Raw genomic sequence first — 22,615 nt, 5'->3', positions numbered from 1 at the left:
ATCCCGGTCAATGTGGCCGTGCGCCGAGCTGCCTAGGGTAGGTTCGCAACGCAGCACAAGGAGCGAACGGATGACCCATACCCCGCATGAGCTGGCCGAGGAATTCCCCGACAAGATCGAGGTGATGAGCCAGCTCAAGCAGACCGACGCGCATTTCGCCCGGCTGGCCGACGCGTATCACGAGATCAACCGAACCGTGCACCGGGCCGAGACCAACGTGGAGCCGATGGACGAACTGGCCGAGACCCGGCTGCGCAAGCAGCGCGCGGCGCTCAAGGACGAGATCTGGGGCATCCTGTCGGGTCACTGAGGCGGGGACGGGGGACCGGAGGGGGCCAGCCCCCTCTGCGCGCGGCGCGCGCATTCACACCCGGGATATTTCCGGCAAGAGGAAGCCAGTCTGTCAGGTGACCGTGTAGGGCAGGGTGCCGCGCCGGTCGGTGTCGACCTCCAGCCGTCGTTCCAGCGGCGGCACCGAGCGCTGATGGCAATCGGGCCGGTCGCAGATCCGGCAGGAGATACCGATCGGCTCGAACGCCGTGGCGTTGCCGACATCCAGCCCGTCGGCATAGACCAGCGCGTCGGCATGGCGCACCTCGCAGCCCAGGGCGATGGCATAGCGCCGCACGGGCGCACCGAAGGAGCCGCCGGATTTCGACACGTCCCGGGCCAGCAGGACATAGCGGACCCCGTCGGGGGTCTCGGCCAGCTGGCGCAGGAAATGGCCCGGCGTCTCGAAGGCGCGGTGCACGTTCCACAGGGGGCAGGCGCCGCCGAAGCGGGCGAATTGCAGCCGGGTGGCCGAGTGGCGCTTGGTGATCGTGCCGGCCTGGTCGACGCGCACGAAAAAGAACGGGATGCCCTTGGCGCCGGGGCGCTGCAGGGTGGACAGCCGGTGCGCCACCTGTTCGATCGAGGCGCCGAACCGTGCGCTGAGCAGCTCCAGGTCGTGCCGGCACTCCTGCGCCGCGGCCAAGAGCGTGCCATAGGGCATCAGCGCCGCACCGGCGAAATAGTTGGCCAGGCCGATCTTGGCGATGGCGCGGGCCTCGTCGCTCTGGAACCGGGCGAAATCCAGCGTCGCCTCCAGCAGCTTGTCCTGGGTCAGCAGCGCCAGTTGCAGCAGCAGCTGGAAATTCCGGGTCTGCGGCGCCGCGCGCGCCGACAGGCGCAGCACGCGGGCCTGCGCGTCATAGCTGCGCAGGGCGTGCATGTCGGCGATCTCGACACGGATGTCGCGCCGGGCCAGCTGGTCCAGGGCCGCGGCGTGGATATCGCCCGGCCCCGCCTGCGCGGCGAAATGCTCGGCGGCGCGGTCCACGGCGTCGATGTAGTTGTCGCAATAGTGGAAGAAGTCGCGCACCTCTTCCCACGGGCTGGCTTGGATCCTGGCATCCTCGCGCCCCAGCGCCTCGTCCAGCGAGGCCAGCCGCTCATGCGTCTGGCGATAGGCGCGGTGCAGCGACAGGAAGGCGCGCGCCAGCGCCGGCGCGTTCGAGGCGGTCAGCCGCAGGTCCGCCACCGGCGGCATGGCATCGGCAAAGACCGGATCGGCCAGCGCCTCGCGCATGTCCGAGACCAGCCGCTCGCTGTCGCCGCTGCTCAGCTCGGTCACGTCCAGCCCGAATTCCTGCGCCAGCGCCAGCACCACCGTGGTCGAGACCGGGCGGTTGTTGTTCTCCATCTGGTTGAGATAGGGCAGCGACACGCCCAGCCGGGCGGCGAAGTCCTTCTGCGTCAAGTCCAGGCGGGTTCGGATCTCGCGCAGCTTGGCGCCGGCATAGAGTTTCTGGGTGGACATGGGGTGCCTTTGCAAAGACCGTCTCCAGCCTTGCTAACTTTGCAAACCGCCCGGCGCAAGGGGTCAGAGCCCAAGCCGCCTTTCGCGCCGGATCACCAGCAGGATCGAGGCCACCGCCGCGGCGGCGGTGATCAGCATCAGCCACAAGAGCGGCAGCGCGCCGGTCTCGGGGCTGAGCAGGGCGCCGGCCAGCGCGCTGAGGCCTGCGCCGCCGCCCAGCATGATCGCGCCGTTCAGCCCCGAGGCGGTCCCGGCCAGGTGCGGGCGCACCGAAAGCGCCCCGGCGGTTGCGTTGGGTATGGCCATGCCGTTGCCCAGGCCCACGAAGGTCATGAAGCCGAAGAAACTGACCGCCGTGCCCATGCCGGCCAGCATCACAAGCAGCGACAGCGTGATGCCGAACGCGTTCAGCCAGCAGCCCCAGAGCACCATCCGGTTGACCCCGAACCGCACCGAGTAGCGGCCCGATACGAAATTGCCCAGGAAATACCCCAGCGCGGGCGAGCCGAAATAGATGCCCAGCGTGCCCGGCGACATGCCGAAGACCTCGGTTCCGACAAAGGGGGCACCGCCGAGATAGGCGAAGAAGGCACCCGAACTGAGGCCCGAGGCCATCGAATAGCCCCAGAAGCGCGGCGAGGTCAGCAGTTCGGGATACTCGCGGAACTGCGCGACCAGCGTCTTGCCGCTCTTCAGGGCGGTTTCGCCGAAATCGGCAAAGGTCAGGGCAAAGGCCGCCCCGCCCAGCAGCAGCAGCAGCCAGAAATTCGCCTTCCAGCCCAGGAACTCGTCCAGCAGCCCGCCGATGGCCGGCCCCAGCATCGGCACGACCGCCATGCCCATCGTCACGTAGCCGATCATCGAGGCCGCCTGGTCCTGGTCGTACATGTCGCGCACCGCGGCGCGGCTGAGCACCATGCCGGCGGCGATCACCGCCTGGCCCATGCGAAAGGCCAGGAACACCTGCGCGTTCGGCGCGAAGATGCAGCCCAGAGTGGCCAGCAGGAACAGCCCGATCCCCCACAGGATCACCGGCCGCCGCCCGGCCTTGTCCGCGATCGGCCCGATCACCACCTGCAGGCCGGCGTTGACCGCCAGGTAGAGCGCCACCGACAGCTGCATCAGCCGGTAATCCGTGCGGAAATACTCGGTCATGTTGGGCAGGCTGGGCAGGAATATGTTCATCGTCAGGGCGGACAGCCCTGACAGCAGGATCAGCGTGGCGATCGTGGGCGGACTGCGCCGCCCAGGTATCGGGGCCTGGACGCGTTGCATCCTCTGGCTCTACGCCCGGGTTCGGGAAGTGTCCACCGCATCGTTGCGTTAAGTTGTTAATTAGCATCTTTGCAATTCGCGCTGACACCTCTGGCAAGTATTTGCAAATTTGCCGAATAGCGCTTTGTTCCCCACCGCTGCTGCGGTTAAGGTCCGCGCGAGTTCACAAGAGGACACCGGCCATGAAAGATATCCTGACCGAGCTTGAAGAGCGCCGCGGCGGTGCCCGCCTGGGCGGCGGACAGAAACGCATCGATGCCCAGCACGGGCGCGGCAAGCTGACGGCCCGCGAGCGGATCGAACTGTTGCTGGACGAGGGCAGCTTCGAGGAGTTCGACATGTTCGTCGCCCATCGCTGCACCGATTTCGGCATGGAGAAGCAGCGCCCCTATGGCGACGGCGTGGTGACGGGCTGGGGCACGATCAACGGCCGGCAGGTTTATGTGTTCAGCCAGGACTTCACCGTCCTGGGCGGGTCGGTCTCGGCCACCCATGCCCAGAAGATCTGCAAGATCATGGACATGGCGATGCAGAACGGCGCCCCGGTGATCGGCATAAACGACTCGGGCGGTGCCCGGATCCAGGAGGGCGTCGACTCCCTCGCCGGCTATGGCGAGGTGTTCCAGCGCAATATCGAGGCCTCGGGCGTGGTGCCGCAGATCAGCGTGATCATGGGCCCCTGCGCGGGCGGGGCGGTCTATTCCCCGGCGATGACCGACTTCATCTTCATGGTCAAGGACACGTCCTATATGTTCGTGACCGGCCCCGACGTGGTCAAGACGGTGACCAACGAGGTCGTGACCGCCGAGGAGCTGGGCGGCGCGGCGACCCATACGCGCAAGAGTTCTGTGGCCGATGCGGCGTTCGAGAACGATGTCGAGGCGCTGGCCGAGGTGCGGCGGCTGGTCGATTTCCTGCCGCTCAACAACCGCTCCAAGCCGCCGGTGCGCCCGTTCTTCGACGATCCCGGCCGGCTGGAGCAATCGCTGGACACGCTGGTGCCCGAGAACCCGAACTCGCCCTACGACATGAAGGAGCTGATCTCGAAGATGGCCGACGAGGGCGACTTCTACGAGATCCAGGGCGAATTCGCCAAGAACATCCTCACCGGGTTCATCCGGCTCGAGGGGCGGACAGTGGGGGTCGTGGCCAACCAGCCGATGGTGCTGGCGGGATGCCTGGACATCGACAGCAGCCGCAAGGCGGCGCGGTTCGTCCGGTTCTGCGACTGTTTCGACATCCCGCTGCTGACACTGGTCGATGTACCCGGCTTCCTTCCGGGCACCAGCCAGGAGTACAACGGGGTCATCAAGCACGGTGCCAAGCTGCTCTTCGCCTATGGCGAGGCGACGGTGCCCAAGGTCACCGTGATCACCCGCAAGGCCTATGGCGGGGCCTATGACGTGATGTCGTCCAAGCACCTGCGCGGCGATCTCAACTATGCCTGGCCGACCGCCGAGATCGCGGTGATGGGGGCCAAGGGCGCGACCGAGATCATCCATCGCGCCGACCTCAAGGATGCCGAGAAGATCGCGTCCCATGCCGCGGATTACGAGGCCCGCTTTGCCAATCCCTTCGTGGCGGCCGAGCGGGGGTTCATCGACGAGGTGATCATGCCGCACTCGACCCGCAAGCGGGTGGCACGCGCCTTCGCCTCGTTGCGCAACAAGCGCACCGAGCGTCCGTGGAAGAAGCACGACAACATCCCCCTGTGAGGCGGTAGACCCCCGGGGCCCGGCCGCACTTCAGTGCGGTGCGAGGCCTGAAAATCGCTGACAGACGAAACGCGGGAACATCGACGGAAGGTCCGAATCGCAGTGATGACCGAAGACCCGATCACCACACCATCGCAGGCCGCAAACCCCGGTTGTGCGGTCCCGGCAGAAGTGTCCCGCCCCCCGCAAAAGAGGCGCGGGCGCGGATTTCCGCTGGCGCCGGTCTGTGCCGCGCTGCTTGCCGCCGCGCCGCTTTCGGCCAGCGAGGCGCTGGACGTGCCCTCCGGTCAGCCGGTGCATCTGGACGAGATCCTGTCCGACGAGAACCCCGGCGCGCTGTGGTTGCGCTTCCGCTTTCGCGCGCCCAAAATCGGCGGGACGACCGACTATGACAGCGCGTCTCGGGACATGGAATACCTGTGCCGAACGCTTGTCGTACCCTATGCGGAACTGCACGGACTGAAGCCGGCGCGTGTGGTGATTTCGCTGTCGGACCGGACGGTTCCCTTCGGCCAGTCCGATCCCGACGCCACCCAGTTCTTCGAGGCGTTCCGGCTTGAGGACGCGACCTGCATCTGGGAGGAATTCTGATGCCGGCATGGACAGGCACTGCAAGAGCCGCCGCTCCGGTTGCGGATGCGGCTTTGGAGTCACAGGCGGCAGCTGTCCCGAAAGGTGGATGTATTTCGGAATGGAATTGGAATATCCTCGGCCCGTGCCGCACTTGCGCGGCCGAATTCACGTCGCTGAGGCAGGCAGGGCCCACCGGACCTGTTGGTTTCAACAACACAATCAGGAGTATCAGATGTCGAAGTGCATCAAGTTCGTCGCAATGGTCGCCTTTGTCGGCACCGTTGCCGCATGCGGTCAGCAGGAAGAAGAAGTCGTGGTGGTCGAGCCCGTCACGACCGAGCCGGTCTACACCGGTAAGTACAAGTAAGACCCGGGCGGGGCCGGCCGCTGGGCCGGTCCCGATCCCTTGCCCGCAACGCGCGCCGTCCGGCCCGGAGGTGCGCCCATGCTGAAGCATCGCGGGTTTCCCGGGCGTCTGCCCGGTTCCGATTTCCAATTCGTCATCCGCCGGCCCAATCCCAAGGGCGCGACACCGCTGGTGCGGCGCGAACGCTATCGCGACCGAAGGGCCGTCGACCGCCGCGCCGACGCAGCCTTCATGGCCGCCCTGTGGGAGCATTTCGGCGATCAGCCCTTCGAGCGCGGGAACCTCGATGCGGGCCGCTTGTCCTGGCTGTTCGGGCGCGAGGTGATTCCGGCCGAGGATCCGTTCGACCCCGAAAGCTACGAGGCGCTGCTGGTCATTGACGAATCCGCAGCCCGGGCCGCGTTTCCGGACGCGTTCGAGAGGTGATCGGCATGATTTCGCGCTGTTTTCCGCCGGATCGGCAGAATCTGGCCCATGCCGGCGAAGCGGCGAAATTGGGCTTGGTTCGACCCCGGACCTGGGGCAGCGTCATGGTTGCAAGCAGCTTGAAAATGCCTGCGCTGCTTGCACACCATCTATTCCGTACCCCTTCCCTTGGTGGGCAGATCCGCAAAGCCCTTGCTGGCCTGCCCACCCTTTTCCCTTTGCGTGGCCAATGGGTTGGGCAGGGTTTCGCCCAGCGCCGCGAAGCACGGCGATGTGACTTGCGGATGGCGGGGTCAAACCCCCATGTCTGTTACATCAAGTCACAACAACAAGGATGGGCGATATGCGAGCAAAAGGGATTGTCACGGGGCTGGCGCTGTTTGCCGGCCTGGCGGCCTGCGGAGACAACACGACGGAACGCGTGCTCTATGGCGGCGGGGCCGGCTTGGCCGGGTCGCTGCTGCTCGACACCAACCCGGTTGCGGGCGCTGCGGTCGGTGCCGCGGGCAACGTCATCTATTGCGAAGAGAACCCCGGCCGCTGCTGATCTGAGCGGCGCGCCCTACGGAGAGACCTCCCGCCGCGCGGCGGGGACCGAGATTTTTGGAACCGCCGTTCCGGGCCCGAGGGCACCGGGGCGGCGGTTCCGCGTTTTTGCGCCACAAGAACAAGGGACTGCCGATGTTTGACAAGATCCTGATCGCCAATCGGGGCGAGATCGCCTGCCGGGTCATCAAGACGGCCCGGAAAATGGGAATCAAGACCGTCGCCGTCTATTCCGACGCCGACAAGAACGCGCTGCATGTCGAGATGGCCGACGAGGCCATCCATATCGGCCCGCCGCCCGCGAACCAGTCCTATATCGTCATCGACAAGGTGATGGAGGCGGTCCGCGCATCCGGCGCCCAGGCGGTGCATCCCGGCTATGGCTTCCTGTCCGAGAACTCGAAATTCGCCGAGGCGCTGGAGGCCGAAGGCGTCGCCTTCATCGGCCCGCCCAAGGGCGCGATCGAGGCGATGGGCGACAAGATTACCTCGAAGAAGATCGCGCAGGAGGCCGATGTCAGTACCGTGCCCGGCTATATGGGCCTGATCGAGGATGCCGAGGAGGCGGTGAAGATCTCCAACGAGATCGGCTATCCGGTGATGATCAAGGCCAGCGCCGGCGGCGGCGGCAAGGGCATGCGGATCGCCTGGACCGACGACGAGGCGCGCGAGGGGTTCCAAAGCTCCAAGAACGAGGCGGCCAGTTCCTTCGGCGACGACCGCATCTTCATCGAGAAATTCGTGACGCAGCCGCGCCATATCGAGATCCAGGTGCTGTGCGACACGCATGGCAACGGCATCTACCTCAACGAACGCGAATGCTCGATCCAGCGCCGCAACCAGAAGGTCGTGGAAGAGGCGCCCAGCCCGTTCCTGGACGAGGCCACCCGGCGCGCAATGGGCGAACAGGCCGTCGCCCTGGCGCAGGCGGTGGACTATGCCAGCGCCGGCACGGTCGAGTTCATCGTCGACGGGGACAAGAATTTCTACTTCCTGGAAATGAACACCCGCCTGCAGGTGGAACATCCCGTGACCGAGCTGATCACCGGGGTCGACCTGGTCGAGCAGATGATCCGCGTGGCGGCGGGTGAAAAGCTGTCGATCAGCCAGCAGGATGTGAAGATCGACGGCTGGGCCATCGAGAACCGGCTCTATGCCGAGGATCCCTATCGCGGGTTCCTGCCGTCCATCGGCCGGCTCACCCGCTATCGCCCGCCGCAGGAAGTGGCCGCCGGGCCGCTGCTGGCCGACGGAAAATGGCAGGGCGAGGCGCCCGAGGGCGCAACGGCCGTGCGCAACGACACCGGCGTCTTCGAGGGCGGCGAGATCAGCATGTACTACGACCCGATGATCGCCAAGCTGTGCACCTGGGCGCCGACCCGGGCCGAGGCCATCGAGGCGATGCGCGTGGCGCTGGACAGTTTCGAGGTCGAGGGGATCGGCCACAACCTGCCGTTCCTGAGCGCGGTGATGGACCATCCGAAATTCATCTCGGGCGACATGACCACCGCCTTCATTGCCGAGGAATATCCCGACGGGTTCCAGGGCGTGACGCTGGACGGCGACAGCCTGCGCCGGGTCGCGGCGGCGGCGGCGGCCATGTACCGTGTCGCCGAGATCCGCCGCACGCGCGTATCGGGCCGGATGGACAACCACGAGCGCAAGGTCGGCGAGAACTGGGTCGTGACGCTTCAGGGCGAGGCGTTCGCGGTCACCATCGACGCCGACAAGGAGGGCTCGACCGTCACTTTCGACGACGGCGCCAAGCTGCGTGTCACCTCGGACTGGACGCCCGGCGACAGCCTCGCGCGGCTGGACGTCGGCGGGGCGCCTCTGGTGCTCAAGGTCGACAAGATCACCGCCGGCTATCGGTTGCGGTCGCGCGGCGCCGATCTGCGGGTGCATGTGCGCACGCCGCGACAGGCCGAGCTTGCGGCGCTGATGCCCGAGAAACAGGCGGCCGACACGTCCAAGCTGCTGCTCTGTCCGATGCCGGGCATGGTGGTCAAGCTGGATGTCGAAGCCGGGCAGGAGGTGCAGGAAGGCCAGGCGCTTTGCACCATCGAGGCGATGAAGATGGAGAACATCCTGCGCGCCGAGCGCAAGGGCGTCGTGTCCAGGATCAATGCCGGCGCCGGCGACAGCCTGGCGGTGGATGACGTGATCATGGAGTTCGAATAGGCGATGCAGGACACCCTGTCGCAATACTGGCCGATCCTGGTGCTGGGAGGGGCCGCCGTTCTGGCGGTGGCCTTCTTCCTGACCGAGGACGCGGCGGTTTCGCGCAGGGTGTTCCGACGCTTCTTTCTCAATATCGGCCTGCCGCTGGTGGTGCTGCTGGGCCTGCCGCTGGTCGTTCTGGCGCTGAATGTGGACCTGGAGCCGCGGTTGATGCAGGCGCTGGTGGCCGGGCTGATCATCGCCGCCGGCTGGCTGACCACTGCGATCTTTTCGGAACTGGAGAAGGCGCGCGCCAAGGCGGAAAAGACCCGCGACTATCACAAAGCGCTCTTTGCCGAGATCCGGCATACGCTCGAGGCCTTCTATGCCGACGGCAGCGCCGACGAGATGGTGGGCCGGATCGTAGAACGGATGCAGGCCGACGAGGCGTTCGTGCCGTTCATTCCCAAGGAGCGGCACGACCTGGTCTATTCCGCGTTGGTGGACGGGATCGAGGTGCTGCCGCGCCAGACCATCGACGCCGTTGTGGCCTTCTACAGCGTGATCGCAGCACTACAGGCCTTTGCCGAGGACATGCGCGGCGAGGCGTTCAAGACGCTGGCGCAACCGCGCCGGATCGCGATGTACGAGGACTACGCGGCGATGCGTGTGCGCGCATATCAGTTGGGAAGCTATGCCTTGCGGCTGATCCAGGCCTATAGCGAAGGTGGGGCGGCTGCGGCGGAAAGCGCCGCCAAGCGGTTCAGTAGCCCGGCCGCGGGCCACCCCGGCCAGTCACCGGAATCGGGGTAAGCGGGATGCTGGGATCCTTTTCCATGATGCTTGCCCTTTCGCCATGCCACGCGGGCCGTTCCCGCGCGTTCATCTCCAATATATGGTGCCGTCCGGACCCGGACAAGAGGGTGCACCCTCAGGGGGCGGCGCGCCGGTCGCGGATTTCCCGCTGCCGCATCGGCGTCTTGTCGATGGACCGGCTGATTTCCCGCACGCTCCACGGTGACGGCTTGCGGAGCTTCACGCTACCATCCTTGCCCACCAGCACCAGTTGGAAACCACGCGGGCGCAGTTTCTTGCGCAGCGGCGAGAGCGTGTCGGGGTCGGTATCGGTAAGCACGACCACATCGCGCTCGATCATCATCTCGGCGCCTTCGGTCAGCGCCTTGATCTGCTCCTGGAACCGCGGATCCGCCGGCGTGTCCGCAAAGACGATCACCGGCCGGTTTATCCATAGAAATTCGCTCAAATCGCTGTCTTCCGCGGGCCGCAGATACGCGTCCCCGTCCACGATGGACGGGTCCGTGGCGCCTGCGGCCAACGGAAGAAAGGCCGAGAAAACAAGGGCTAGCGTGCGTTTCATGAACACTCCTGTCGGGATGAATATAACCCCCCCGCCGGTGATTGCGACCGCACAAATCGCCCCCGACATCAAAAATTCGAGCGTTAAGGGCCTGGAGAGGGGGGCGGCATGACCATGCGTGCATCTTTTCCAACCCGGCCGCGCCGCGCGGCCCCGGACCGAGGCCGAGCCATGGATGTCATTCTGCATATCGGCGCGCATCGCTGCGCCACCACTACCTTTCAGGGATACCTGCGCCTCAATGCGGTGCGTCTGACGCGCGAGGGAACCGGGTTCTGGGGACCGGGCCGCACCCGCAACGGGCTGTTCAGCGGCCTGTCCGACGCGCCGCCGGCGGGGCCGGTGCGCGACCCCCTGCGGCGCGCGCGCCGGGCGCGGGGGCGGATCCGCCTCAACCTGCGCCGCAGCGCCGATGCCGGGCTGGAGCGCCTGGTGGTCAGCGACGAGAACATGCTGGGTGCGATGGGCGCGAACCGGCGCGCGGGCGGGCTCTATCCGGCGGCGGGTGAGCGGATCGCGCGCTTTGCCGAGGCGTTCGGCATCATGCCGCTGCGGCTGGCGCTGACGATCCGCGCGCCCGAGATCTGGTGGCCCTCGGCGCTGGGCTACGGGCTGTCGCGCGGTGCGCCGCTGCCCGGATCGGCCGAGCTGGAGGCCATCGCCGCGGCCCGGCGCGGCTGGCGCGAGGTGATCACCGACCTGGCCTGCGCCGCTCCGAACGCGCAGATCCTGGTGCTGCCCTTCGAGGTCTTTGCCGGGCGCCCCGATGCCCAGCTGGCCGCGCTGATCGACCGCGCCGCGCCGAACCTGCACAGCCGTGACTGGCGCAACCCCACGCCGCGCCTGGAAGAGCTGCGCCAATTGCGCCCCGACCTGGACCTGCCCGACGGCAGCGGCCGCTGGCAGCCCTTCACACCGGTCCAGACGGCGCAGCTGCGCCGGCTCTACGAGGCCGACATGGCCTGGCTGACGGCCGGAGCCGACGGGCTGGCCCGGCTAGTGACGGACCCGGACAAGACCCCGGCGGGAGAAAACCCGCCAACACCCGATGCGACAAGAGGAAGACGCGATGAGCAAGACAGACGACTGGCGGGCGCTGGCTGAGAAGGAATTGCGGGGCCGCGCGCTCGAGGATCTGACCTGGGAGACGCTCGAGGGGATCGACGTCAAGCCGCTCTATACCGAGGCGGACACGCGCGACCTGCCGCATATGGGCTCGCTGCCCGGCTTCGCGCCCTTCACGCGCGGCCCCAAGGCCACGATGTATGCCGGGCGCCCCTGGACCATCCGGCAATATGCCGGCTTCTCGACGGCCGAGGAATCCAACGCCTTCTACCGCCGCAACCTGGCGGCCGGGCAGCAGGGCGTTTCGGTGGCCTTCGATCTGGCCACGCATCGCGGCTATGACAGCGACCATCCGCGCGTGGTGGGCGATGTGGGCAAAGCCGGCGTCGCCATCGACAGCGTCGAGGACATGAAGATCCTGTTCGACGGCATCCCGCTGGATCAGGTCAGCGTGTCGATGACGATGAACGGCGCGGTGATCCCGATCCTGGCCAGCTTCATCGTCGCGGGCGAGGAGCAGGGCCACGACAAGTCGCTGCTGTCGGGCACGATCCAGAACGACATCCTCAAGGAGTTCATGGTCCGCAACACCTATATCTATCCGCCCAAGCCCTCGATGCGGATCATCTCGGACATCATCGAATACACGTCGAACGAGATGCCCCGGTTCAACTCGATCTCGATTTCCGGCTATCACATGCAGGAGGCCGGCGCGAACCTGGTGCAGGAGCTGGCCTATACGCTGGCCGACGGGCGCGAATACGTGCGCGCGGCGATCGAGGCGGGCATGGATGTGGACAAGTTCGCCGGGCGGTTGTCCTTCTTCTTTGCCATCGGCATGAATTTCTTCATGGAGGCGGCCAAGCTGCGCGCCGCGCGCCTGCTGTGGCACCGGATCATGACCGAGGCGGGGGCGAGATCCGACCGCTCCAAGATGCTGCGCACCCATTGCCAGACCTCGGGCGTCAGCCTGCAGGAGCAGGATCCCTATAACAACGTGATCCGCACCGCCTACGAGGCGATGAGCGCGGTGCTGGGCGGCACCCAGTCCCTGCACACCAACGCGCTGGACGAGGCCATCGCGCTGCCCACCGACTTCTCGGCCCGGATCGCCCGCAACACCCAGCTGGTGCTGCAGGAAGAGACCGGGATCACCAATGTCGTCGATCCCCTGGCCGGGTCGTACTATGTCGAGACCCTCACGCATGAGCTGGCCGAGAAGGCCTGGGCGCTCATCGAGGAGGTCGAGGAGATGGGCGGCATGACCCAGGCGGTGATCTCGGGCCTGCCCAAGCTCAGGATCGAGGAGACCGCCGCGCGCCGCCAGGCGATGATCGACCGCGGCGAAGAGGTGATCGTCGGCGTCAACAAGTACCGCAAGGACAAGGAGGATCCGATCGACATCCTGGATGTCGACAACGTGGCCGTGCGCGAGTCGCAGATCGCCCGGCTGGAGCGGATCCGTGCAACCCGTGACGCCTCGGCCTGCGAGGCGGCGCTCGATGAATTGACCCGCCGCGCGAAAGACGGCGGCAACCTGCTCGAGGCGGCGGTCGAGGCCGCACGGGCCCGTGCATCCGTGGGAGAGATCAGCATGGCGATGGAAAAGGAATTCGGCCGCCACCGCGCCGAGGTCAAGACGCTGGCCGGGGTCTATGGCGCCGCCTACGAGGGCGACGCCGATTTCGCCGCAATCCAGAAGGACATCGAGGCCTTTGCCGAGGCCGAGGGGCGGCGCCCGCGGCTGCTGGTGGTCAAGATGGGCCAGGACGGCCATGACCGCGGCGCCAAGGTCATCGCCACGGCCTTTGCCGATATCGGCTTCGACGTGGATGTGGGCCCCCTGTTCCAGACCCCCGCCGAGGCCGCGCAGGACGCGGTCGACAACGATGTGCACGTGGTCGGCATCTCCAGCCAGGCGGCGGGTCACAAGACCCTGGCGCCGCAGCTGGTCGAAGAGCTGAAGAAGGCCGGCGCCGAGGACATCGTGGTGATCTGCGGCGGGGTCATCCCGCAGCAGGACTACCAGTTCCTGCACGATCACGGGGTCAAGGCGATCTTCGGGCCGGGCACCAACATCCCCGAGGCGGCGCGGCACATCCTCGGCCTGATCCGCCAGGACGCCCCGGCGTGAGCAAGCGCGCCACGGTCCTCGCCGGCATGGCCGGCAGTGCGCTCTGGGCCGTGGCGCTGGTCTGGCTGCCGCAACGCGCGGAGCTGCCGTTTATCCCGGCACCGGTCGCCCTGCCGCTGGCCTTTCTGGCGCCGGGCCTGGTGATGGTGGCGATGATCGGGCGGCTGGCGCAGCGGCGGTTCTTCGACGACGAGATCATCGACGGCGCGCGATTCGCCCCCGGCTCGGGCGCCGAGATCGACCAGAGGGTACTGACCAACACGGTCGAACAGCTGGTGCTGGCGGCCGTTCTGTGGCCGTTTGTCGCCAATTCCCTGGGTGGCGCGGTGGTGATTGCGCTGGGACTGGGACTGGCGCTCATGCGGGTCTTGTTCTGGGTCGGCTATCACCTGTCGCCCCCCTTGCGCGGGCTGGGCTTTGCCGGCAGTTTCTACCCGACGATCCTGGCGGCACTGTGGTCGCTGGTGGCCTGGCTGGGCTAGGGGGCTGTCTGCCCCCTCTTGAGCCTGCGGCTCAATTCACCCCCGAAGGTATTTCGGGCAAGAGGAAGGGCGGGACGGCGCGATGCAACTGGATCACCTGGCCGTGGCCGGGGAAAGCCTGGGGGCGGCGGCAGAGGCGGTCGAGACGGCTTTGGGCGTTCCGATGCAGTCGGGCGGCCGGCACGCGCGGTTCGGCACCCACAATCGGCTGCTGGGCCTGGCCGGCGGGCTCTACCTCGAGGCCATCGCCGTGGATCCCGACGCGCCGGATCCCGGGCGGGCGCGCTGGTTCGACATGGACCGGTTCTCGGGGCCGCCGCGCCTGGGCAACTGGATCTGCCGCACCGGCGACCTGGACGCCGCTCTGGCGGCGCTGCCGGTGGCGGCCGGGAAGCCGGTCGCCCTGGAGCGGGGCGATCTGCAATGGCGCATGGCCGTGCCGGATGACGGCGTTCTGCCCTTCGACAACCTGTTTCCCGCCCTGATCCAGTGGCAGGGCGATCTGCATCCCGCCTCCATGCTGACCGACCGGGGCTGTGCCTTGCGACGGCTGGTCGTGTCGCATCCCGACGCGGCTGCGCTGGCGGAGGTGCTGGCGCCGATACCACTTGTCGTGATCGAGCCCGGCGAGCCCGGCCTGATGGCCGAGTTCGACACGCCGCATGGCCTGCGGGTACTGCGGTGACGGTGCGCACGGCCCGCGCCGCCGATGCCGGCGCCGTGGCCCGGATCGCCAACGCGGTGATCCGCGACACGCTGATCACCTTCACCACCGACCTGCGCCAGCCCGAGGACATCGCCCGCCAGATCGCGGCGCGCGCCCCGCGCTTCCTTGTGGCCGAGCGCGACGGGCAGGTGGTCGGCCACGCCACCTATGGCCCGTTCCGGACCGGTCCCGGCTATGCCCACACCGCCGAGCACAGCATCCAGCTGGACGAGCGCGCGCGCGGGCAGGGGCTGGGCCGGGCGCTGATGGCGCGGCTGGAGGCGGTCGCGCGGGACGACGGCATTCACGTGCTGGTCGCCGGCATCAGCGGGGCCAACGCGGGCGGCATCGGCTTTCACGCGCGGCTGGGCTTTGCCGAGGTCGGGCGGATGCCGCAGGTCGGGCGAAAGGCCGGGCAATGGCTGGACCTGGTGCTGATGCAGAAGATCCTGTCCCCGCGCCCGCAAGCCGTACCTGACACCGCAACGGCCAGCGGCTAGACTGGCGCCATGTCACTGTGGACCCGCATCGCCGACGCGCTGGGCGCGCTGGCCCAAGGCGAAAGCCTGGGGGCGGTATTCGACCGCCTGCGCACCCCGCCCGAGCGCTCGGTGGCCTTTGCCATCGCTGTGATCGCGCTGGGCGCCAAGATGGCCAAGGCCGACGGCCGGGTGACGCGCGACGAGGTCACGGCCTTTCGCGAGGTGTTCCGGATCCCGCCCGAGGAGGAACGCAACGCCGCGCGGGTGTTCAACCTGGCGCGGATGGACGTGGCCGGCTACCGCGAGTACGCGCGCAAGATCCGCCAGATGTTCGGAGAGGATTCGCAAGTCCTGTGCGACCTGATGGAGGGGCTGTTCCACATCGCCCTGGCCGACGGATCCTATCACCCGGACGAGGACGCCTTTCTGCTCGACGTGGCGCGCATCTTCGGCCAGAGCGACCGCCAGTTCCAGGCGCTGCGCGCGCGTTTCGTGCCGGATGCGCCCAAGGATCCCTATACCGTCCTCGGTGTCAGCCCCGACATGCCGCTGGACGAGATCCGCAAGGTCTGGCGCCGGCTCGTGCGCGACACCCATCCCGACGCGATGGTCGCGCGCGGGGTTCCGCCCGAGGCGATCCAGCTGGCCGAGCGCCGCATGGCCGACATCAACCGCGCCTGGGACGAGTTGAACGGCGCAAGGGTCTGAGCCATGCGGCTGGCGACCTACAACGTGGAATGGTTCGCCAACCTCTTCGACCGTGACGACAGGCTGCTGCTGGATGACGGTTGGTCGGGCCGGCACGATGTCACCCGCGCGCAGCAGATCGAGGCGCTGGCCAAGGTGTTCACCGCGCTTGATGCTGACGCGGTGTTGGTGATCGAGGCGCCAAACACCGGCCGCACCCAGAACACGGTGCGCGCGCTGGAGCAGTTCGCCGCGGCGTTCGGGCTGCGCACGCGGCGCGCGGTGATGGGATTCGTCAACGACACCCAGCAGGAGATCGCGCTGCTGTTCGATCCCGACCGTCTGAGCGCCCGGCACGATCCACGCGGCGAGGAGACCGGCAAGAAGGGCAGCCCCGAAGCGCCCCGGTTCGACGGGGTGTTCCGGATCGACCTGGACATCGACGCAACCGAGGATCTGGTCAGGTTCTCCAAGCCGCCTCTGGAACTGGCGCTGCGCACGCAGGCGGGGACCGAGCTGCGCATGATCGGTGCGCATCTCAAATCCAAGGCGCCGCACGGGGCCAAGACCCGGGACGAGATCATGCGGCTTTCCATCGCCAACCGCCGCAAGCAGCTGGCGCAGGCGATCTGGCTGGCCATGCGGGTCGAGGCGCATCTGTCGCAGGGCGACGAGCTGATCCTGCTGGGCGATCTCAACGACGGGCCGGGCCTGGACGAGTACGAAAACCTGTTCGGCCGCTCCTCGGTCGAGATCCTGGTCGAGACCGGGCTTTATGATCCGCATGCCGACAAGATGCGCCACCGCCGTGCCGGGGCCCTGCCCAGCACCGCGCGGTTCCAGATATCCGAGGACGGGCGGTTCCTGCAGGCACTGCTGGACTACGTGATGATCTCGCCCGGCCTCAGGGTGCGTAACCCGCGATGGCGCATCTGGAATCCGTTCGAAGACATGAGATGCTGGCAGGCGGTGGAGCTGCGCGAGGCGTTGCTGACCGCCTCGGACCATTTTCCGGTTTGCCTGGACATCGACATCTGAGCTTTGAACCCCGTCGCGCGGCGACCTATATTGTAGGCATGAAACGTCTCGCCGCCCTTGCATTCGCCGCCCTGATCGCAGCACCCGCCCAGGCCGAAGAGCCCGAGGGCAAGTCCCTGATGGAGCAGGGCGCCGAGCTGTTCCTGGAAGGGCTGCGCCAGGAGATGTCGCCGGCGCTGGAGGATCTGCAGGATCTGGCCCGGGAATTCGGACCGGCGATGGCCGGCTTTCTGCAGGAAATGGGGCCTGCGCTGGCCGAACTTGCCGACGAGGTGAAGGACTGGTCGGTCTATCACCCGCCCGAGATCCTGCCCAATGGCGACATCATCATCCGCAGGAAGGTGCCTGAGGACCGGCCGGACCCCGTGCCCGAGGAGAGCCTGCCGGAACCGGGGCCGGGCGGAGCGATCGAGCTTTAAGCCGGTGTCAGCCGCGGATCGTCACCGACAGATCCGCGCCCAGGGCCGATGTCAGCGATTTCAGCCGTGCCTGCGCCACTTCTCCGAACAGGGGTTCCGCCTGCTCGGGCAGGACGAGGTCCAGCTGCTTTTTCTTGGGGAACCACCGCAGCCGGCCCATCGGGGCGTCGGGCTGCATCCACAGCATGGCGCCGAAGCGCAGCGCCTTGCCCAGGATCTCGGCCTCCTGCTGGCCCTTTTCGTCGAGCAGGGCATAAAGAGGCTCGAACCGGTTGCCCTCGCGCTTGTTGCGGTAGCGATGCAGGAGCGCCAGGCCAAGGAACACCCGTTCGGAGTGTTTCAGGCCGCCCAGGTTCGCGCGGGTGGCGTTGTCGAAACAGACCTCGGCGCGATAGTCGGGATGCGCCCGCCAGCTGACGTCGTGCAGCAGGCAGGCCGCCTTGACCAGCCGCAGGCGGGCGGGCGGGGCCGACTTGAACAGCGGCGAGACGAACTCGAACAGCGTCTTGCCGAAGCCGGGCAGGCGGGCATCCTTGTTCTCGGCGAAATGGCAGGCCTCGATCAGCGGGTCGCGGTCGCGCAGGCGCTGCGGCATCTGTTCATAGAGCAGCCCCTCGCGGATGCCGTATGAGGAGATCGCGATGTCCTTGGGCTTGAACACGCGCACCAGCCGGACCAGGACATCGGCGGCATAGGGCACCAGTGCCATGCGCGCGCCCGACACTCCGGCCTCGGCGCGCAGCGCCTCGGGGTCGCTTTGCTCGATGAACTTGGCGGTCTCGCGCACGTCCTTGGTGGACATGCGGTATTCGTGCAGCACCTTGAGCGGATAGCCGCGCCGCACCATGTCGATGCGCGCGATGGCCCGCCAGCTGCCGCCGACCAGGAACAGCCGGTCGCGCTGCGGTCCCATCTGCGCGCGCAACTCCTCGAGCGTTTCCTTGATCGCCGCCTTGCGCCCGCGCCGGCCGCCCTTGATGTCGCGCAGCTTGAGCGGGCCGAGCGAAGAGGTGACGCAGCGCCCGACCTTGCCGCCGCCGATCTCGGCCAATTCCATCGAAGAGCCGCCGATGTCGCAGATCAGGCCATAGGCGCCGGGCCAGCCCAGCAGCACGCCCTGCGCCGAGAGCCGCGCCTCCTCGGTGCCGCGGATCACCTGCACCTGCAGGCCGGTGCGCGCCTGGACTTCGGCGCAGAAGGCGGCGCCGTCCTCGGCATCGCGCACCGCGGCGGTGGCGACCACGTGCAGCGGCGGCATCTCCAGTCCGCGGGCGAGATACTGGAACCGTTCCAGCGCCGCCAGCGCGCGTTCCCGCCCCTCGGGGTTCAAGCGGCCGGTCTCGGACAGCCCGGCACCGAGGCCGCACATGATCTTTTCGTTGTAGAAATAGGCGGGCGAGCGCGCCGCGCCGTCAAAGACCACCATCCGCACCGAGTTCGATCCGACATCCACCACCCCGACACGCGACAGCGCGCGCGCGCTGGGTTCGTTGAAGAGCGGTCTGCCGAGCGGGCCCCAGTCGGGCGTGGCGGTCTCTGTCTGCAGGTTCATGGTGTCCTTGATCCTTGCGCCGGCAGGATTCTGCGATCGGCCCGTCCTTGTCAATCGTGCCGTTGCTCTGGCGCGGGGGCCATCCCTTCGACCACCGCGGCGGCCAGGCTGCGGGTGATGCCGCGCCGTTCCGCCAGCGCCGCCCGGTCGAGCCGCGCAACCGCACGGGCGGCGGCGTCAAAGCTGCGCTCCAGCCGGCGCACCAGATAGGTGATGACCTCGGGCCCGGGGCTGAGCTGGCGGTCGTCGAAGAGCTTGGCCAGCACCGCGCCCAGCAGCGCGTCGTCGGGCGCGCTCAGCGCGGCGTGATTGGCGCCCTCGATCCGGCTTGTCAGGTCGGGCAGGGTCAGGCCCCAAAACCGCGGCGCGCCGCGCCCGGTGAGCAGTAGCGCGCGCCCTTCGGCCAGGGCCAGGTTGTGCAGGTGGAAGAGCGCGTCCTGCGCCTGCGCGTCTCCGGCGATTTCTGGCACATCCTCGATCGCAACTGGCCCCTGCGCCAGGGTCGGCACGGCCTCGGGTGTCAGCGCGGTTGCGGCGACGATCCGGCCGCCGGTCTGCGCCGCCCAGACATGGGCGAGATGGGTCTTGCCCGATCCCGCCGGTCCCGACAGCACCAGCTTGTTGCCCGGCCAGTGCGGCGCCGAGATCGCCGCCACCGCCTGGCTGTTCGCGGGCGAGACGAAGAAATCCTCGCGCCCGAGCGCGGTGTGGGCCGGCAGGTCGAAACTGAGCTGCTGGGCCATCATTCGGCGTCCTGCTCGCTCAATCCCTTGTAGAGACGGCTTTGCAGGTATTGCTCGGTACCGAACCGGGCCAGCACGCCCAGCGCCGCCGCCACCGGCACGGCAACCAGCATGCCCACGAAGCCGAACATCGAGCCGAAGACCGACAGCGCCAGCAGCAGCCAGACAGGATGCAGGCCGACCGAGTTGCCGACCAGCTTGGGGGTCAGGAAATTGCCCTCGACCACCTGGCCGATGGCGAAGATCCCGGCCACCAGCGCGATCGAGCCCCAGGACCCCCAGAACTGGAACAGCGCCAGCCCGATGGCCAGCAGCCCGCCGATCAGCGCGCCCAAGTAGGGGATGAACGTGACCAGCCCGGCGATGAAGCCGACCACCAGCCCGAATTGCAGCCCGACCGCCATCAGCGCCACGGCGTAATAGGTGCCCAGGATCAGGCAGACGGTGCCCATGCCGCGCACGAACGAGGCCAGCACCCGGTCGATATCCGTCGCCAGTTGCCGGATCACCGGCGCATGGTCGCGCGGCAGCAGTTGGTCGATGCGCCCGATCATCCGGTCCCAGTCCAGCAGCATGTAGACCGACACCACCGGCACGATGACCAGCAGCACCACCACGTTGATCGCCGAGGCGGCCGAGCCCAGCACTGTCTTCAGCACGTCGCCGATGCGCGACTTCAGGGTCTGGCCGATCTCGGTGAGGGCCTTGTGCGCTTCCGAGTTCTGGTCCAGCAGGGACGGGAAATGCTTGTTGATGAAGCCGCGCAGGTCCTGGAACAGCTGCGGCATGGTGTTGGCCAGGTCCACCATCTGCGTGATCAGTGCCGGCACCACCGCCAGCAGCAGGATCACCACCACCAGGATGGACGCCACCGTGATGACGAAGGTCGCGGCGACCCGCGAGAGGCCCCAGCTTTCCAAACGGTCGGCCACCGGGTCCACGAAATAGGCGATCGCGCTGCCGATGATGAACGGCAGCAGAACGTCGCCCAGAAACCACATCACGACCACGAAGATGGCCGTGGCGATGCCCCAGTATCGGAACTGTGTCGAAGTCGGAAGCGCCATCGGCCCTCTCGTCGGTTGACCTAGACATCGCCCAATCCCCCGGCGGGCGCAAGTGGCGGCGGCCCAAGCGTATTGGCCGATTGCCTGTCACGCGGCGATGCCGTAGACCGCGACACAGCGAAACGTTGCGAGACAAGAGAGGTCCGATGCGCCTGACCCGTTACTTTCTGCCTGTTCTCAAGGAGACGCCCAGCGAGGCGCAGATCGTCAGCCACCGCCTGATGCTGCGCGCGGGCATGATCAAGCAGGCCGCGGCGGGGATCTACTCGTGGCTGCCGCTGGGCTACAAGGTGCTGCGCCGGATCGAGCAGATCGTGCACGAGGAGCAGGTGCGCGCGGGTCACATCCCGCTGTTGATGCCGACCCTGCAATCGGCGGACCTGTGGCGCGAGAGCGGGCGCTATGACGACTATGGGCAGGAGATGCTGCGCATCACCGACCGGCACGGGCGCGATATGCTCTATGGCCCGACCAACGAGGAGCTGATCACCGACATCTTCCGCGGCCATGTCAGCAGCTACAAGGACCTGCCACTGACGCTCTACCACATCCAGTGGAAGTTCCGCGACGAGATCCGCCCGCGTTTCGGCGTCATGCGCGGCCGCGAGTTCCTGATGAAGGACGGCTACAATTTCGACCTGACCAAGGAGGACGCGCTGCACGCCTATAACCGTCACCTGGTCAGCTATCTGCGCACCTACGAGCGGATGGGGCTGCAGGCGATCCCGATGCGCGCGGATTCCGGCCCGATCGGCGGCGACGACACGCATGAGTTCCTGGTGCTGGCCGAGACCGGCGAATCCGAGGTGTTCTATGACAGCGCGGTGACCGACATCCGCCTGGGCGAGCGCGAGATCGACTACGATAACGTGGACCAGTGCCGCGCGGTGATGGAGGAGTTCACCGCGCTCTATGCGCGCACCGACGAGACCCATGACGAGGCGCGGTTCAACGAGGTGCCCGAGGACCGGCGCCGCAACGCGCGCGGAATCGAGGTGGGCCAGATCTTCTACTTCGGCACCAAGTATTCCGAGCCGCTGGGAGCCGTGGTGCAGGGGCCGGACGGCAAGCAGTCGCCGGTGCACATGGGCAGCCACGGCATCGGCGTCAGCCGGCTGGTCGGCGCGATCATCGAGGCCAGCCATGACGACAGGGGCATCATCTGGCCCGAGGGCGTGACGCCGTTCCATTGCGGGATCGTGAACCTGAAACAGGGCGACGCCGAGGCCGACGCGGCCTGCGAGCAGCTCTATTCGGCGCTGACCGCGATCGGGCTGGAGCCGCTCTATGACGACCGCAACGAGCGCGCCGGCGGCAAGTTCGCCACGATGGACCTGATCGGTCTGCCCTGGCGCATCACCGTGGGTCCGCGTGGGCTGAAGAATGGTGTGGTCGAGCTGACCTCGCGCCGCACGGGCGACAGCGAGGAGGTGAGCCCCGAAGAGGCGGTGCGCCGGATCGCGGCCATCTACGAGCCGCACCGCTGAAGGGCGGTCAGGCCGGGCGGCGCGGGCCGGTCGCGATCAGTTCGCCATCCGCGCGACCGCCGGGCAGGGGCCGCACCGCGGGCCGGCCCAGTCTCCTGACCAGCTCGCCGAAGGGCTGGCCCAGGAAACGGTCCGAACAGACCCGCTCCTTGCCGGGCAGGCTGGTCAGCACCAGGCGCCCGCCATAGAAGGCCAGGCCATAGCCCTTGCGGGCCAGGCGGCTCAGCAGGCCACCCCATGTGTTGGACCGGTCGAAGATCGGGTTGAGGCTGGCGCGCAGCAGGGCCGCTGTTTCACAGTCCGGCTTGGGCGCCATGGATGGCGGCAAAACCTTGCCGGCCATGTCTTCGGTTCGCGTCTGTTTCATAACACCAGTTCACTTGTCACCCCAGGTAAAGCACATCACGGGTTAAAGCCTGCCTGACGCCCGGCGAATCCCAAAGGTAAAAAGTCACATAACGCGCAAGTGTTGTCTAAAACGACACAATGCCAGCGGCCATGGCTGCTTTGTT

At 67.4% G+C, this 22,615-nt stretch carries 24 protein-coding genes; 17 read left to right on the top strand and 7 right to left on the bottom strand.

Annotated features, from left to right (window positions below):
* Window positions 1-70 precede the first annotated feature (70 nt).
* Entirely contained in the window at window positions 71-310 is a 240-nt protein-coding gene (locus BMX57_RS10105; RefSeq protein ID WP_092366037.1) for an HP1242/YdcH family protein, read from the top strand.
* A 93-nt stretch (window positions 311-403) separates the two neighbouring features.
* Here the strand turns inward: BMX57_RS10105 and BMX57_RS10100 are convergent, their stop codons facing one another.
* Entirely contained in the window at window positions 404-1,801 is a 1,398-nt protein-coding gene (locus BMX57_RS10100; RefSeq protein ID WP_092366034.1) for a helix-turn-helix domain-containing protein, read from the bottom strand.
* A 63-nt stretch (window positions 1,802-1,864) separates the two neighbouring features.
* Window positions 1,865-3,076 (bottom strand): multidrug effflux MFS transporter, encoded by a 1,212-nt coding sequence (locus tag BMX57_RS10095; RefSeq protein ID WP_092366031.1) that lies wholly within the window; start codon window positions 3,074-3,076, stop codon window positions 1,865-1,867.
* 182 nt (window positions 3,077-3,258) lie between these two features.
* Here BMX57_RS10095 and BMX57_RS10090 point away from each other — a divergent pair, with 182 nt between their 5' ends.
* The 7 genes from BMX57_RS10090 to BMX57_RS10065 all read left to right on the top strand — a co-directional run bounded on the left by BMX57_RS10090 (window position 3,259) and on the right by BMX57_RS10065 (window position 9,676).
* Complete coding sequence (locus tag BMX57_RS10090) at window positions 3,259-4,791, top strand: acyl-CoA carboxylase subunit beta (protein ID WP_092366028.1); 1,533 nt, start codon at window positions 3,259-3,261, stop codon at window positions 4,789-4,791.
* Between the two features lie 105 nt (window positions 4,792-4,896).
* Window positions 4,897-5,382 carry a DUF6497 family protein gene (locus BMX57_RS10085; RefSeq protein WP_229724227.1) on the top strand — a complete coding sequence of 162 codons (486 nt, stop codon included), beginning with the start codon at window positions 4,897-4,899 and terminating at the stop codon, window positions 5,380-5,382.
* 214 nt (window positions 5,383-5,596) lie between these two features.
* A complete protein-coding gene (locus BMX57_RS21015) occupies window positions 5,597-5,731 on the top strand; it encodes a hypothetical protein (RefSeq protein ID WP_268236012.1) in 135 nt (44 codons plus the stop codon).
* Between the two features lie 78 nt (window positions 5,732-5,809).
* A complete protein-coding gene (locus tag BMX57_RS10080) occupies window positions 5,810-6,157 on the top strand; it encodes a hypothetical protein (protein WP_092366025.1) in 348 nt (115 codons plus the stop codon).
* 343 nt (window positions 6,158-6,500) lie between these two features.
* The gene (locus BMX57_RS10075; protein ID WP_092366022.1) at window positions 6,501-6,704 is read left to right on the top strand and encodes a hypothetical protein; all 204 of its coding nucleotides are present in this window, start codon (window positions 6,501-6,503) and stop codon (window positions 6,702-6,704) included.
* 134 nt (window positions 6,705-6,838) lie between these two features.
* On the top strand, window positions 6,839-8,884 hold the full coding sequence (locus tag BMX57_RS10070) for an acetyl-CoA carboxylase biotin carboxylase subunit (RefSeq protein ID WP_092366019.1): 2,046 nt from the start codon (window positions 6,839-6,841) through the stop codon (window positions 8,882-8,884).
* A gap of 3 nt (window positions 8,885-8,887) precedes the next feature.
* A complete protein-coding gene (locus BMX57_RS10065; protein ID WP_177175431.1) occupies window positions 8,888-9,676 on the top strand; it encodes a hypothetical protein in 789 nt (262 codons plus the stop codon).
* Window positions 9,677-9,794: 118 nt separating this feature from the next.
* Here the strand turns inward: BMX57_RS10065 and BMX57_RS10060 are convergent, their stop codons facing one another.
* The gene (locus BMX57_RS10060) at window positions 9,795-10,430 is read right to left on the bottom strand and encodes a DUF4174 domain-containing protein (RefSeq protein ID WP_308419734.1); all 636 of its coding nucleotides are present in this window, start codon (window positions 10,428-10,430) and stop codon (window positions 9,795-9,797) included.
* Between BMX57_RS10060 and BMX57_RS10055 the strand changes: the two genes are divergently transcribed.
* From BMX57_RS10055 to BMX57_RS10020, 8 genes are all read left to right on the top strand, one after another.
* Window positions 10,413-11,345: a hypothetical protein gene (locus tag BMX57_RS10055; protein WP_177175430.1), complete on the top strand. Its 933-nt coding sequence runs from the start codon at window positions 10,413-10,415 to the stop codon at window positions 11,343-11,345. The two genes, BMX57_RS10060 and BMX57_RS10055, sit on opposite strands and share 18 nt — an antisense overlap.
* Window positions 11,311-13,440 (top strand): methylmalonyl-CoA mutase, encoded by a 2,130-nt coding sequence (scpA, locus tag BMX57_RS10050; protein ID WP_092366013.1) that lies wholly within the window; start codon window positions 11,311-11,313, stop codon window positions 13,438-13,440. The genes BMX57_RS10055 and scpA overlap by 35 nt, the downstream gene beginning before the upstream one ends.
* On the top strand, window positions 13,437-13,922 hold the full coding sequence (locus BMX57_RS10045) for an MAPEG family protein (RefSeq protein ID WP_229724228.1): 486 nt from the start codon (window positions 13,437-13,439) through the stop codon (window positions 13,920-13,922). Before scpA ends, BMX57_RS10045 begins: the two co-directional genes overlap by 4 nt.
* Window positions 13,923-14,004: 82 nt before the next feature.
* Complete coding sequence (locus BMX57_RS10040) at window positions 14,005-14,607, top strand: VOC family protein (protein ID WP_092366010.1); 603 nt, start codon at window positions 14,005-14,007, stop codon at window positions 14,605-14,607.
* The gene (locus BMX57_RS10035; protein ID WP_092366007.1) at window positions 14,604-15,128 is read left to right on the top strand and encodes a GNAT family N-acetyltransferase; all 525 of its coding nucleotides are present in this window, start codon (window positions 14,604-14,606) and stop codon (window positions 15,126-15,128) included. Before BMX57_RS10040 ends, BMX57_RS10035 begins: the two co-directional genes overlap by 4 nt.
* Before the next feature lie 9 nt (window positions 15,129-15,137).
* A complete protein-coding gene (locus tag BMX57_RS10030) occupies window positions 15,138-15,818 on the top strand; it encodes a TerB family tellurite resistance protein (protein ID WP_092366004.1) in 681 nt (226 codons plus the stop codon).
* A gap of 3 nt (window positions 15,819-15,821) precedes the next feature.
* Window positions 15,822-16,835 carry an endonuclease/exonuclease/phosphatase family protein gene (locus BMX57_RS10025; RefSeq protein ID WP_092366001.1) on the top strand — a complete coding sequence of 338 codons (1,014 nt, stop codon included), beginning with the start codon at window positions 15,822-15,824 and terminating at the stop codon, window positions 16,833-16,835.
* Window positions 16,836-16,873: 38 nt separating this feature from the next.
* Window positions 16,874-17,254, top strand: coding sequence for a hypothetical protein (locus tag BMX57_RS10020; protein ID WP_092365998.1), 381 nt, complete (start codon window positions 16,874-16,876; stop codon window positions 17,252-17,254).
* Window positions 17,255-17,261: 7 nt separating this feature from the next.
* Here BMX57_RS10020 and BMX57_RS10015 read toward each other — a convergent pair whose 3' ends face one another.
* Genes BMX57_RS10015 through BMX57_RS10005 form a run of 3 tightly spaced genes read right to left on the bottom strand, consistent with a single transcriptional unit; the run spans window position 17,262 to window position 20,616 of the window.
* Window positions 17,262-18,806 (bottom strand): Ppx/GppA family phosphatase, encoded by a 1,545-nt coding sequence (locus BMX57_RS10015; RefSeq protein ID WP_092365995.1) that lies wholly within the window; start codon window positions 18,804-18,806, stop codon window positions 17,262-17,264.
* A gap of 50 nt (window positions 18,807-18,856) precedes the next feature.
* A complete protein-coding gene (locus BMX57_RS10010; RefSeq protein ID WP_092366483.1) occupies window positions 18,857-19,549 on the bottom strand; it encodes a P-loop NTPase family protein in 693 nt (230 codons plus the stop codon).
* A complete protein-coding gene (locus BMX57_RS10005; RefSeq protein WP_092365993.1) occupies window positions 19,549-20,616 on the bottom strand; it encodes an AI-2E family transporter in 1,068 nt (355 codons plus the stop codon). The genes BMX57_RS10010 and BMX57_RS10005 overlap by 1 nt, the downstream gene beginning before the upstream one ends.
* Window positions 20,617-20,762: 146 nt before the next feature.
* Between BMX57_RS10005 and proS the strand changes: the two genes are divergently transcribed.
* The gene (gene proS, locus BMX57_RS10000) at window positions 20,763-22,103 is read left to right on the top strand and encodes a proline--tRNA ligase (RefSeq protein ID WP_092365990.1); all 1,341 of its coding nucleotides are present in this window, start codon (window positions 20,763-20,765) and stop codon (window positions 22,101-22,103) included.
* A gap of 7 nt (window positions 22,104-22,110) precedes the next feature.
* On the opposite strand, the gene BMX57_RS09995 is transcribed toward proS, so the two are convergent.
* Window positions 22,111-22,470: a hypothetical protein gene (locus tag BMX57_RS09995; protein ID WP_092365987.1), complete on the bottom strand. Its 360-nt coding sequence runs from the start codon at window positions 22,468-22,470 to the stop codon at window positions 22,111-22,113.
* Between the last annotated feature and the right edge of the window lie 145 nt (window positions 22,471-22,615).

The organism is Cribrihabitans marinus (genome assembly GCF_900109035.1).
Classification (GTDB): Bacteria; Pseudomonadota; Alphaproteobacteria; order Rhodobacterales; family Rhodobacteraceae; genus Cribrihabitans; species Cribrihabitans marinus.
Note: the sequence above shows the minus strand (reverse complement) of the source record. Positions and strands in the feature narration are given on the sequence as shown.

Excerpts from the sequence above, each read along its gene's own strand:
- BMX57_RS10080 (WP_092366025.1), top strand. The coding sequence starts at position 5,810 with ATGCTGAAGCATCGCGGGTTTCCCGGGCGTCTGCCCGGTTCCGATTTC.
- BMX57_RS10025 (WP_092366001.1), top strand. The coding sequence starts at position 15,822 with ATGCGGCTGGCGACCTACAACGTGGAATGGTTCGCCAACCTCTTCGAC.
- proS (WP_092365990.1), top strand. The coding sequence starts at position 20,763 with ATGCGCCTGACCCGTTACTTTCTGCCTGTTCTCAAGGAGACGCCCAGC.
- scpA (WP_092366013.1), top strand. The coding sequence starts at position 11,311 with ATGAGCAAGACAGACGACTGGCGGGCGCTGGCTGAGAAGGAATTGCGG.
- BMX57_RS10060 (WP_308419734.1), bottom strand. The coding sequence starts at position 10,430 with ATGCAGAATGACATCCATGGCTCGGCCTCGGTCCGGGGCCGCGCGGCG.
- BMX57_RS10055 (WP_177175430.1), top strand. The coding sequence starts at position 10,413 with ATGGATGTCATTCTGCATATCGGCGCGCATCGCTGCGCCACCACTACC.
- BMX57_RS10070 (WP_092366019.1), top strand. The coding sequence starts at position 6,839 with ATGTTTGACAAGATCCTGATCGCCAATCGGGGCGAGATCGCCTGCCGG.
- BMX57_RS10065 (WP_177175431.1), top strand. The coding sequence starts at position 8,888 with ATGCAGGACACCCTGTCGCAATACTGGCCGATCCTGGTGCTGGGAGGG.
- BMX57_RS10100 (WP_092366034.1), bottom strand. The coding sequence starts at position 1,801 with ATGTCCACCCAGAAACTCTATGCCGGCGCCAAGCTGCGCGAGATCCGA.
- BMX57_RS10105 (WP_092366037.1), top strand. The coding sequence starts at position 71 with ATGACCCATACCCCGCATGAGCTGGCCGAGGAATTCCCCGACAAGATC.
- BMX57_RS10095 (WP_092366031.1), bottom strand. The coding sequence starts at position 3,076 with ATGCAACGCGTCCAGGCCCCGATACCTGGGCGGCGCAGTCCGCCCACG.
- BMX57_RS10015 (WP_092365995.1), bottom strand. The coding sequence starts at position 18,806 with ATGAACCTGCAGACAGAGACCGCCACGCCCGACTGGGGCCCGCTCGGC.
- BMX57_RS10090 (WP_092366028.1), top strand. The coding sequence starts at position 3,259 with ATGAAAGATATCCTGACCGAGCTTGAAGAGCGCCGCGGCGGTGCCCGC.
- BMX57_RS10030 (WP_092366004.1), top strand. The coding sequence starts at position 15,138 with ATGTCACTGTGGACCCGCATCGCCGACGCGCTGGGCGCGCTGGCCCAA.
- BMX57_RS10020 (WP_092365998.1), top strand. The coding sequence starts at position 16,874 with ATGAAACGTCTCGCCGCCCTTGCATTCGCCGCCCTGATCGCAGCACCC.
- BMX57_RS10085 (WP_229724227.1), top strand. The coding sequence starts at position 4,897 with ATGACCGAAGACCCGATCACCACACCATCGCAGGCCGCAAACCCCGGT.
- BMX57_RS10005 (WP_092365993.1), bottom strand. The coding sequence starts at position 20,616 with ATGGCGCTTCCGACTTCGACACAGTTCCGATACTGGGGCATCGCCACG.
- BMX57_RS10010 (WP_092366483.1), bottom strand. The coding sequence starts at position 19,549 with ATGGCCCAGCAGCTCAGTTTCGACCTGCCGGCCCACACCGCGCTCGGG.
- BMX57_RS21015 (WP_268236012.1), top strand. The coding sequence starts at position 5,597 with ATGTCGAAGTGCATCAAGTTCGTCGCAATGGTCGCCTTTGTCGGCACC.
- BMX57_RS09995 (WP_092365987.1), bottom strand. The coding sequence starts at position 22,470 with ATGAAACAGACGCGAACCGAAGACATGGCCGGCAAGGTTTTGCCGCCA.
- BMX57_RS10075 (WP_092366022.1), top strand. The coding sequence starts at position 6,501 with ATGCGAGCAAAAGGGATTGTCACGGGGCTGGCGCTGTTTGCCGGCCTG.
- BMX57_RS10040 (WP_092366010.1), top strand. The coding sequence starts at position 14,005 with ATGCAACTGGATCACCTGGCCGTGGCCGGGGAAAGCCTGGGGGCGGCG.